This window comes from Oleiphilus sp. HI0043, from assembly GCF_001634935.1.
The window spans coordinates 1-686 of sequence record NZ_LWEY01001736.1; the positions used below are offsets into that span (position 1 = coordinate 1).

A 686-nucleotide genomic window follows, 5' to 3' on the forward strand; every position below is an offset into this window, starting at 1 on the left:
TACTCAGCAGCGGCAGCTCATTAGATGCCGACGAAGGTTCTACAGACGTCAAAGCCCAACGTTTTGATGTCGCTGCAACAGGCAGGCTGGAATCAACGAATGCACAAACAGTACTTCGACAGGGTATTGAGTACTATTAAGTTATTACGAATAGAACGAATTACACGAGAAACCAATATTGATGACCCTCATCTGCAACGAGGCCATCAGGAGGCAACAATGAAAAAAACATATCGACTCACTTTATCTCTATTGATTGGCCTGCTCTTTAGTAGTTTGGCCTACAGCGATGCAAAGAATAATATTGGTGAAGATCGTGACCCGCCAACCCCCTTAGAGCATGTCACATTAGGTTATGAAACAGAATCTATTGAACTTAATCGGGGGCTGAATGGCAAAGTACATAGTATTGAAGCCCGCGAGTGCCCGACTTGCGCGCTAAATAAGTATAAAGTGACCGCTGCTAGCAAAGCCTATATCAGCTCACAAGCCGTACCCTTTGATGAGTTAACTAAATACAACGGAAAAAGCGGTGCAGTCAGTTACTATCCGGAAACAAACGAACTCCATCATCTTCGCTATTTCAATTTGGAGGCGACAAAATGAAAACCATCAGTTCTAAATTCAGCCACGGTATCGCCTCTTGCATCATCACCTTACTCTCTGCCAATTGTGCCCACGCAGAT

1 protein-coding gene is annotated in these 686 nt (G+C 44.3%); it reads left to right on the forward strand.

The window, feature by feature from the left end; translation table 11 throughout:
- Window positions 1-219: 219 nt before the first annotated feature.
- Window positions 220-606, forward strand: coding sequence for a hypothetical protein (locus tag A3729_RS26510; RefSeq protein WP_068634308.1), 387 nt, complete (start codon window positions 220-222; stop codon window positions 604-606).
- Window positions 607-686: the final 80 nt, after the last annotated feature.

Excerpts from the sequence above, each read along its gene's own strand:
- A3729_RS26510 (WP_068634308.1), top strand. The coding sequence starts at position 220 with ATGAAAAAAACATATCGACTCACTTTATCTCTATTGATTGGCCTGCTC.